6 protein-coding genes and 1 pseudogene are annotated in these 9440 nt (G+C 71.4%); 2 read left to right on the top strand and 5 right to left on the bottom strand.

Annotated elements, in window-relative coordinates; translation table 11 throughout:
• Positions 1–56: 56 nt before the first annotated feature.
• From H3H34_RS13135 to H3H34_RS13120, 5 genes are all read right to left on the bottom strand, one after another.
• Positions 57–1019, bottom strand: coding sequence for a tyrosine-type recombinase/integrase (locus H3H34_RS13135; RefSeq protein WP_194745757.1), 963 nt, complete (start codon positions 1017–1019; stop codon positions 57–59).
• Complete coding sequence (locus tag H3H34_RS14220; protein ID WP_408033961.1) at positions 1016–1489, bottom strand: helix-turn-helix domain-containing protein; 474 nt, start codon at positions 1487–1489, stop codon at positions 1016–1018. The genes H3H34_RS13135 and H3H34_RS14220 overlap by 4 nt, the downstream gene beginning before the upstream one ends.
• A 135-nt stretch (positions 1490–1624) precedes the next feature.
• Positions 1625–3196 carry a hypothetical protein gene (locus H3H34_RS13130; protein WP_194745756.1) on the bottom strand — a complete coding sequence of 524 codons (1572 nt, stop codon included), beginning with the start codon at positions 3194–3196 and terminating at the stop codon, positions 1625–1627.
• Entirely contained in the window at positions 3174–3518 is a 345-nt protein-coding gene (locus H3H34_RS13125; RefSeq protein WP_194745755.1) for a hypothetical protein, read from the bottom strand. Before H3H34_RS13125 ends, H3H34_RS13130 begins: the two co-directional genes overlap by 23 nt.
• Positions 3515–4213, bottom strand: a complete 699-nt coding sequence (locus tag H3H34_RS13120; RefSeq protein WP_194745754.1) for a 3'-5' exonuclease family protein — start codon at positions 4211–4213, stop codon at positions 3515–3517. Before H3H34_RS13120 ends, H3H34_RS13125 begins: the two co-directional genes overlap by 4 nt.
• 1244 nt (positions 4214–5457) lie before the next feature.
• On the opposite strand from H3H34_RS13120, the gene H3H34_RS13115 reads away from it, so the two are divergent.
• A complete protein-coding gene (locus H3H34_RS13115; RefSeq protein WP_194745753.1) occupies positions 5458–8646 on the top strand; it encodes a hypothetical protein in 3189 nt (1062 codons plus the stop codon).
• Positions 8643–9440, top strand: a pseudogene (locus H3H34_RS13110) (hypothetical protein); the annotation flags it as partial. The gene H3H34_RS13115 and the pseudogene H3H34_RS13110, both read left to right, overlap by 4 nt.

Below are 9440 nucleotides of genomic sequence, written 5' to 3'. Positions count from 1 at the left end.
CCGGTCTGGCCAACCGCGCTCATGATGCGTGGCGGCAGGGCAGATCCAGCCTGAGATCAGTCCGCTGCCCGGTCACGCAGGCGGATGACCGGCGGAAGCGTGTCCCGCTCCGTGACCTCGATCGTGCCCTGGCGCGCCCGTGCTGCTTCGGTGGGCGAAAGAAACACCCGGGCATAGGCTTCCGTCTGGGTCACCGAGGAATGGCCCACCTGCTCCTTCACCCACCAGATCGACCGACCCGCCCGCAGCTGCGTAACGATGTAAAGATGCCGAAGATCGTGGAAGCGGAACCTCTGGAATGGCGGCGGCTCCGGCTCCCCCCGGTTCCTTGCAGCCTTGCGTGCTGCCCGGGAACGCGCGACCCGGTCGACCACAGCGCGGAAGTTTCCGGACGGTGAGGCATATCGCGTGCCCGCCGCCTGGGTGAACACATAGCTCTTGCCAATGCCGGGGCCCCGCCGCTGGAGAACCGCCAGTGCAGCAGCGTCCAGCTCGACGACCCGGCCGGCCCCGCGCTTGGTCTGCACCAGCTGGACCGTCTGCCGGTGCCAGTCCACCTGCTCCCAGCGCAGGGACGCCAACTCCTCGAGCCGCATCCCGGTGTGAATTCCGAACTCGGCCATGTCTCGCAGCCCCTCAGGGAGGCGCGCAAGCACTTCCGCGAGGCTGGACGGGTCCGGAAGGACGATCGGCGGCCGGCGCTCGCGGATGGAGCTGCGATCATAGGCCTTCGCAGGATTCGCGGCGATCCATTCGTGGGCAACCGCATGCGAAAGCACCGAGGACACCGCAGAGAGATCCCGCCGGATCGACGCGTTAGTCACTCCTTCCTTCTGTCGGGCGGCCACGATCGTGCGGATCAGCTTGGCGTCGATTTCGGCAAGACACTTGTTTTCCAGAAAGCGGGCGACGGTCCGCAGGCTTGCGAGGTATCGAGCGACCGTTCGAGGCGCGAGCGAGCGCCGCGCCTGCGCATGCCATTCGACGACCGCTTCCTTCCACGAGACATTGGGTGTCATTCCGAAGCGGTGCCGGTTCTGCAACTCCTGCGCCCATGCCGCGCGGCGCGCCGCGGCGACTTCGACATCAGCCGTGCGTAGGCTCGTTCGATACTTGCGTCCGGCAATGCTGCACCGGGCCCAAAGGACCCCGCCGCGCCAGTAGCATCCCGCTGGCAACCTGCGGCGCCGAGACTTGCCTGTTCCTTCAGACATTGGCGAATTCCCGTTTCCTCGAAGGTCCACCGCCGCCCCAGTTTCAACGCCGTCGGGATCCGCCCTGCTGCCGCCCACTCCTGGACGGTTCGCAGGGAAAGTCCGGTCGCATTTGCGACATATCGGCTGCCGAACCTTCGCGGCAGGACAGCTTCCACAACGCTGTCCTGGCGGCGCGCACCTTCCCGATCGAGCAGAATCGTGTCCGACGCGTAGGCGCGGGCGTCGGGTTCCTTCGGCCTGGGATGCCGCTTCTGGCTGCATGGCGGTGCCATGCCGGCGTTGTCGCGTATGAGGCACGGCGGCGCTGGTGCCTCGTCCCGGAAAATCCCGCCCCGCGGCTGGGCTTCACGGTCGTGGCGGTGGCGCGTGCCATCGGCCGTGGAGCCTCTGCTCCGTGCATCGCCGGCCTAGGGCCTCGCGAGCGGGCTGAACGCGTGCCAGATTGCCATTGTCTTGCGATGTTTCTCGCTCCGCGAGGTGCACCGATTGACGAACGGGAGATACCTCCGCACGCGCCTGAGATACGCGAGGGCCGGAGCAAGGTCCCAAGAGGGTCCGAGCTCGCGGGTTCCGTCATGGTTTTCGACGTTTCCGGTCACGCCAAGGTAGACCAGATCAACGATTTCGACGGCGACGGCGACAATGCTCCGCTGCTTCTCCGACCCGCCTGCCCGGCGCGAAGCAGCACTCTTGATGACCTGATCCAGCACGATTTGCGGCTCGATGGTGCCGGACCCAAGCTGGTCACGGTTCAATGCAAGCGCGGCAACGCACAGGGCGAGCGCAAGAAGGATCGCCCGCGCAGGCACCCCGTGCGTCTGGCTTGTCACGAGACCGACCTCGGCCGCGCGCTTCGTTCTGCCCGGCTTCGGCCCTTTCTTGCCGAATGTCCGCCCATCGGACTTGATATGCCTTGACGCATATCTCCGACGCATCATTGCCAGAACCCCGCGCTCCCGCCTGGCTGCGACCGCCCTGATCTCGGCTTCGAGCCGGTCGACCGACTGCCGAAAGTGGAGCAGCACCCGTGGGGAGAAGCAGTCGGCGAGCTCGGCCTCGGTCCTGCCGGATGCGAGAAGGACCTCCTTGAAGTGCGGCTCGCATGCCCGGATGAGGGCGGGGGGCCGGCCGCGTCCAGTGGGGACGCCGCCCGCCCGGTCGAGGGCCCATCGGGCAGCGGTGGCGAGCCCTTCGACGGCCTGGAGCACGCCGCCCGCCCTCGGCGGATATGGATCGACGAACGGCTTCGCGAGATCGAAGAACCACTTCCCCTCCCGGATCGCAACGGCCCAGGCAAGGCAGCGCTGGAGATCGAAGAGGTACCAGTAGAGCCTGTTGTCGGCGAGGAGCTTGCGGAGCTCTTCCTTGCGCGCATCTGGCAGGCTTTCTTCGGCAGAGCCAGACCATGCTACGATCTGGGCCTTCGCCTGCTCGTGCCGCCGATGCAGGAGATGCTCGACGATCCGAGCACCGTGCTTGGCCTCCCTTGAAAGATCGAAGAGTGCTTTGCCGTGGGCAGAGGGTTCGAGCGCGAGACTGGCAAGCGCGCGATGGCTGCCGGCATCGACCGGGGCGTGCTTGAGTGCAAAGCAGGCGAGCCCGACGATGAAGCTCTCAACGCCCTCGGCGGACTCGCGGTGCTCCTCGGTCGGGACCGGCTTCGTATTCGGGTCGGCGAGCGCGTTTGGCGAGAGGTCGGTGAGAGCTTTGAGCTCCAGCACCGGCGTGTTGTCGGGCACGGCGGCGAAGGCGCCACCATGCGTGATCCAAGCAAGGCCATGGAGGCCGACCATATTTATGTAACGAGCTCGGCCCAGCAGAACCCTCGGATTGTGGATAGCAAAGTTCGCGATCTGCTTTACCTCACTTGCAGAACTCGACCCAGAGAGCGCAATTTCTCTTGCGATCACGCCCTTCTCGAAACTCTCTCCGAGCCCAATGCGGACTTGGCCACCCCTAGATGAGACCGGTGCCGTCATGATTGCCTCCGCCGAACCATAGCTTCCTCACCTCCTCCTCGATCTTCGACTTGAGCTCGGGATGTCGGCTTTTCAAGTCCTCGATACTCTTCTGATCTGCTGGATCCCTGCTGATGGCCAGGAACCGCGCGTAGGCAAGCACGTGAACCTCGAGTTCGCGATGAATGGCCTTGAGCAGTCTCTGCTCCATATCCTGTGCCTTCCTGATGAGCACTGGGAGCCCGGGATCGAGCGGGTCGGCCTTTTCGATCGTCGTCGTGAGCCGTTCGAGTTCCTCAAGTTCGGCTCCGATGTCACTCAGCCGCGAGGCGGGGGTGGTCATGGCCTTGTCTCCTTCGGGGGTCGCGGCGGGGCGGGAGGCGCGCGGAAGCGGGGGTTGCCGCCCGCCCGCTCGAGGAAGTCATGGGCCTCGCCGCGGGTCGCGATCGCGGGCGGGCGGAACTCCGGGTCGACGGCGCTGAGCGTGCGGACGATGCTGGCGATGGCGTAGCGCTGCCTGCTGGTCGGCGGCCGGCGGCGCCAGGGGGCATGCGGGTCATTTGCTGCCGGCGAGGCCTGCCAATCGGCTGCCGCGAGATCGCGCACGGTCTTCTCGTGGTGCCAGCGAAGGTAAGCGCCCATCTCGATCGCGAACCGCCGCCGCTCGGGTACAGCCAGCACGTCGCGCAGGATGTCGAGGAGGCCGGGGGCGTGCTCGCCGATGAGCCGGGCTTCGGTTGCCTCGAGAAGCCAGGCGAGGACGGTGGGGCCGCCGCCGAGAAGGCCGAGGAGGGCGTAGTCCTCGAGGTCGATCGCATCGAGGGTCTCGAACGCCTGGCCGAGGCGGTAGATGCGGTTGTCGCGACCCGGGCGGTCGGCGCGGCGGCGGCCGAAGTTGCGGGCAACGGCTTCAGCCACCTCGGCCTCGAGCGGCGACGGAGGGGCCGGAGGCCCGGCATGGAGGTGGAGGACGCCCACGAGCAGCCGGCAGCGCGCGGCAAGTGCCGCGGGATCGAAAGGCTCAGTCGCGGTCGTCATGGCGCGCAGCCTAGGGAATGCGCCAACGGCTGCCGGTGCCTCGTCCCGGAAAATCCCGTCGCCCGCTGGGGCTGGCGGTCAGGAGGCCTTCTCCGCCCTTACCCCTGGTGTGCGAGCGGTCCGTGCGTGCGGTGCGGTCTCCATGGCTCCCCGGAAACCGCTGCCCGGCGGTCTGCCCAGCGAAGGGGCCGCCCGCCCGAGGCTGGCGAAGGGCGTCGCGCCTCCGCCTCGCAGCCCAGGAGCGCGTGCGAGGCATCGGTCTTCAGGCCCGGCGCAGGTCCGCGCGGATGTCCGCGCCGATGCGGCTGGACAGGTCCGGCCCGCGGTCCTCTGCCAGTGCCGCAGCCATGGCCGGGTCCTGCCCCGGGGAGGAGCCATGCGGACGACCGCAGCCTCGTCCGGCCACCTGTCCGCACCGATGCCAGGGGGTCAGTCCCGCCCGCCGTCGCCTCAGCCAGGGTCACCGCTCGGCTGTTGCGGCGACACCGGCACCGCAGCCCTGTCCGTCGCGCTGTCCGCTCCCATTATGCCCTCTCCGGCATCGCGGCGCGGGCCCTGGCCACGTGAAGACCGCCGGTCGGGCAGCCCATGCGGACCTTCGCAACCGGGTCGCGCGGAAGGGGGCGACATCCCCTCTTCCTCGTGAAATGGCGACCCTGGCAATGTACTCCGCCCTCGTGGCTGCGGTCATCGCTCTTGTGGCCCATCTCCGCGCCCGGTTCGCCGTCCCGCCCCCGCCGCGCCCTCTGAGGCGCCGTGCCGCCGTCGCATCCGCCTCTGTCGCGAGCTCCTCGCGCGGGCGGACGAGCTGCTGCCCCCGTCCGGCCTGCAGGATCCGGGGCAGTTCCTGCCCGGCCCGCGCGACCCGCTGGTGGCGCTGACCGCGGCGCTCGCCCGGCTCGAGGCGGCGGTGGAGCGGCTCGTGCTCGCCCACGCATCCGCAAGGACGCGCTGACATGGGCCACGTCATCAAGCGCATCTCGGGGGCCGGGAAGCATCCCGGGCCGGTTCGCGCCGCGGCATCGGCAGCTCGCCTCGGTGCGGTGAAGGCCGGCTGCTGCCGCTGCCGTGCAGGCGGCTCCGCCCGGCAGGCTTGGCGGGCATTTTCCGGGACGAGGCACCTGAGCGCCGGCTGCAGCTCCGGCATCCTCCGTCCAGTGGGCCAGCGGTTGGTCGCGGTAATGGTCGAAGGCTCGACCTTGCCGACCAACCGCTGGCCCGGACGAGGGTTGCGGAGGTGCGGGATGGCGAGAGCTGGGACGGGCATCAGCTACCGGCTTGCCGATGGCCGGTTCGCGAGCGCGGCCGAGGTGCGCCGGGCGGTGGCCGAGGCGCGTGGCCAGGCCTCGGCTGAAGGGCGCAGCCGGCGGACGCGGTCAGGGCCGACGCCTGCGGCGCTCGAGGACGAGTGGCGGACCGAGCGCGAGGCCAGGGAGCGCGAGCGGGCGGAGCGCGCGGCAGCCCGGCAGGAGGAGCGGGAGAAGGCGCGGGCGCGGCGGGAGGAGGAGGCGCGGTGCCGCCGCAAGTTCGGCAGGCTCGCTCCCATCCGGATCCGCCACCGGCGGGCGAAGCCCCCCGTCTTCACCTTCCCCAAGGTGCCGATCCCCCGGGCCAGGGGGCGCAGTCCGTCGTGGGGGCCGTCGGTCGGCGCCGACGGCTTCGCCTCGCTGGTGCTCAAGGTCTGGAGCCATGGCACCCACCGCCAGAAGGGCCGCGGCCTGTTCGCGGCCAAGGCGCTCTATGTCCTCGATCCCGAGAAGCTCGACGGGCCCCCCGGCCGGGCGATCATGACCAACCTCGTCGCCCGCGACGAACGCGGTCTTCGCCCTTCCGAATACGCCCCCGAATGGCTCGCCGAGCTCTTCGGCCGCTGCGATGCGCTCGAGCAGTTCGAGCGCGACGTCGCGCGGCGCGAGAAGGGCCAGCCGCGCGCCCAGCTCTTCCTCCACGTCATGGTGGCGCTCCCGAACCTGCCCGATGTCTTCCTCCGGCAGGAGGCGGCGCGCGCGGTCGTCGCCCGGCTCGAGCGGGCCGGGCTTCCCTATCTCGCGGTCATGCAGCGACCGTCCGACCTGCGGGGGCAGCGCGACGGGCGGAACCACCATCTCCACCTCCTGGTCTCGACCCGGCCGTTCGAGGTGGAAGGCCCCACCTCGACGCAGGTCTCGCCGCTCAAGGATCTCGACACCCTTGGCCCCGAGGGCCTGCGCGCCTGGCGGCGGGAGATCGTGGACGGGTTCAACGCCGTGCTCGCCATGGCGGGCCTTCCGCAGCGCTACACCGCCCGCACCCTTGCCGAGCGCGGGCTCGACCGCCGGGGCCGCTGGCTGAACCCGCCGGCCATCCTGCCACCCGCTGCGCCCGGCCCGGTCGAGGTCCTTGGCGCGACGGCTGCCTCCCTCGCCGCAGCGGCCGGGCGTCTTGCGTCCGCCTCGGCGCGTCTGGCGGCGGCTGCCGCCGCGCACGGGCAGGCGCTGGTCAGGGGCTGGCAGGCACTCGCGGCAGCCCGGCGGCGGCTTCTCGATCTCGCAGGGGGAAGGGGTCGTCCCGTCTCCCGCTCCCGTCGTGCCGAAGCGGAGCACGAGGTGGGGCTTCTCGGCGCGCGGCAGCGCCGCGCCATCGATCTCTCCCAGCGCGTGGCGGCTGCGGTCGAGGCGCGGCGGCAGGCGCTTGCCACGGACATCGCCGACCTCGGGAACGCGCGGCGGGCGCAGGCTAGCCATCCCGGGAGGCGACAGCGCGCCGCTGCCACGGAGCGGCTCCTGGCGCTGCCAGCCGGGATCGGGGCACTCGAGCGGTCGCAGGTGCGTGCCGGTGCCGCGAGCAGCCGGCTTGCCAAGGCGCGCGCGGTCCTGGCGCGCCGCCTGGTCAAGGGACTGCACCGGATCCAGCGGCTCGCCGACCTCCGTCGGCGGAGGGAAGAGGAGCTCGCCCGCACCCTCGGCACGGTCGAGGCCACCCTTGTCCATGTCGGGGAGAGCCGCACCAGTGCCGACAAGGCCGCGCGCCGGCTTGCCGAGCACCTGCCCCGCGAGGCGGAAACGCTCCGCGCGGAGATCGGCCGCTTCCTCGCGCTCCGGGCGCTGCTGGAGAGGCTTTGCCAGCGCGCCCGGCAACAGGCCCTCCGGCGGGCACGGGCGGAGGCGGCAAAGCGCGAGGCCGCGCGGCGGGAGGCGGAACGCGTCGCGGCGGAGCGCGCGACTGGCGTGGGTCAGACAGAGGCTGGCCGTCAGCCCGCCCTTGAGCGGGCGCAGGGCTCAACCCTCCGGGAGCCGCGCGGCCCGCCGAGGCAGCGCACGCCAGGGGATCGCCCGAGGTGGAGGGCACCCGCAAGGCGCCGGACGCGGCAGGCGGGCGGGATGATCCCGGCGAGCCGCCGCGCGACCCCGACGCCGGGCCGGAGCCGCCTGGCGGCTTCGACCCCCGCCTCCTCGCCCATCTCCGCAGCCGCGGTCGGGGACGCTGAGGAGAAGCGGCTTCATCAGCGCGCCGCGCGGGGATGCGGACTGAGACGGGGCGGCCTCCCGCGCCTGCAGGGTGAGGTGCCTGGCATCCCGGCCAGCATCGGAAGGGCAGTTGAGGGGAACAGCAGAACCGCCCCCATCCCCCGGCCCGGCACCCGGCCGGCAACGCAAGGGCAGAGAGGGTCGGCACCGCAGCGGCGACGGAACCGCCGCCGCGCCTCGCGGCCGGCAGATGCCAGGGACATCGAAGGGGAGGCCCGGGAGAACAGCGAAAGGAGAACGAGAGGGAAGGGTCTGTGGAAATGGAAAGGAGAAAAACCCATGACTGCAGACACCCGGAAGATCGAGGACATCGCGGCCGGCCCCGAAAGCGGGGGAGGAACGCAGGGGCAGCGGTTCGAGCCCCCGGCATGCCGCGGGAGAGGCGCGGCATCGAAGAACGTGTCCCCGCACGGCAGACCGTCGGCAGCGGGCGACAGGCAAGGAGGCGACCACACGACCGCCGCCGGCCCGGACCCCCGGGCAGGGGCAGCCACAGCCCCGGATGCCGACCTTGCGGAGGATGACGTGGGCACCGGCGAGGTGCCGGCCCTGGGCGCCTTCTGCCCCATCCCGCTCGATGCGCGCTTCTCGCTCCGGCTGCGGCCGCAGACCCGGGCGTGCCTCGCGGCGCTGGCAGCGGAGCAGACGATCCCCACGGCAGCGCTCGCCCGCGACCTCCTCGAGGAGGCGCTGGCTGCCGCGCTGCACGGCACGCCGCTGCCCGCAGTGCCGCGCCCCGCCCCCTCCGGCCCGCACTGCCAGGTCAAGCACGCAGCCCGGCTCGACCTCCGGCTCCGGCGCCACACCGCCACCTGCCTCGCCCGCCTGGCACAGCAGAGCGGCAGGGCCACGACGACACTCGCCCGCGACCTCCTCGAGGCAGGCCTCCGCCAGGCGCTCACCCGCACCCAAGGGAGGGACGCATGAGGACGCACGTGCATCTCGGCGCGCCGCGCGGACACGCCGGCCACCCCGCGGGCAGGCAGGGTGGGCCTGTCACTGGCAGCGTCCTCGTCCCGTCGGCGGGCGATCACGCCTACCCGCCTGCCGCGCACCGACGCGGCACCAGCGCAGGCGGCTCGCTCCTCGCCTGGCACGGCAGCAGCACCACGGGGGGAGGCGCCCCCGGCGGCCGGGGCCCGCGGCGCCTCCACGTGACCGCAAGCGGCCACGGCCTCGTCACCGCCAACCTCTGGCGGAACTACAGGGGCGTCATCAACGACACGGTTGCGTTCATCGGCGGGAAGCTCCACCCCGCCGCTCCGGTGCCCAGCCCCTGGTGCCCGACCGCGCCGCGCCACGACCTGCTGCTGCCGCCAGAGGCTCCGGACCTTCCCCACGGCAGGCCAGATCCCTGGGCGCTTGCGACCTCGTTCGAGGCAGCCGCGCTCCCCCACCAGCGCGACCTCCTCCTCAGCCTCCGGTTCGAACTGCCGCAGGGAGGGGGCAGCGCAGGAGGGGTGGACACCGCCAGGCCGTGGCGTGCGGAAGGCATCGGCCCGGAGCGGAGGGAGGGCGCCGGTGGCGCGCATGGTCGCGCCGGCATCGCCCCCATGTCGCTCCACCGCTTCTGGGAGACGGTGCGAAGCTTCGTGCTCCTGAAAGTCGTCGATGCCTTTGGCGTGCCCGCGGTCCTCGTCCTCCACGTGCCCGCCGCCAGCGGCATGCGGAACCCGCCCCCGCCCCACGTCCACGCCCTCGTCTTCGCCCGAAAGCTCACC

The organism is Thermaurantiacus tibetensis (genome assembly GCF_015354055.1).
Lineage (GTDB): Bacteria > Pseudomonadota > Alphaproteobacteria > Sphingomonadales > Sphingomonadaceae > Thermaurantiacus > Thermaurantiacus tibetensis.
The sequence above is the reverse complement of the archived record's forward strand: the minus strand, read 5'-3'. Positions and strand labels throughout refer to the sequence as shown.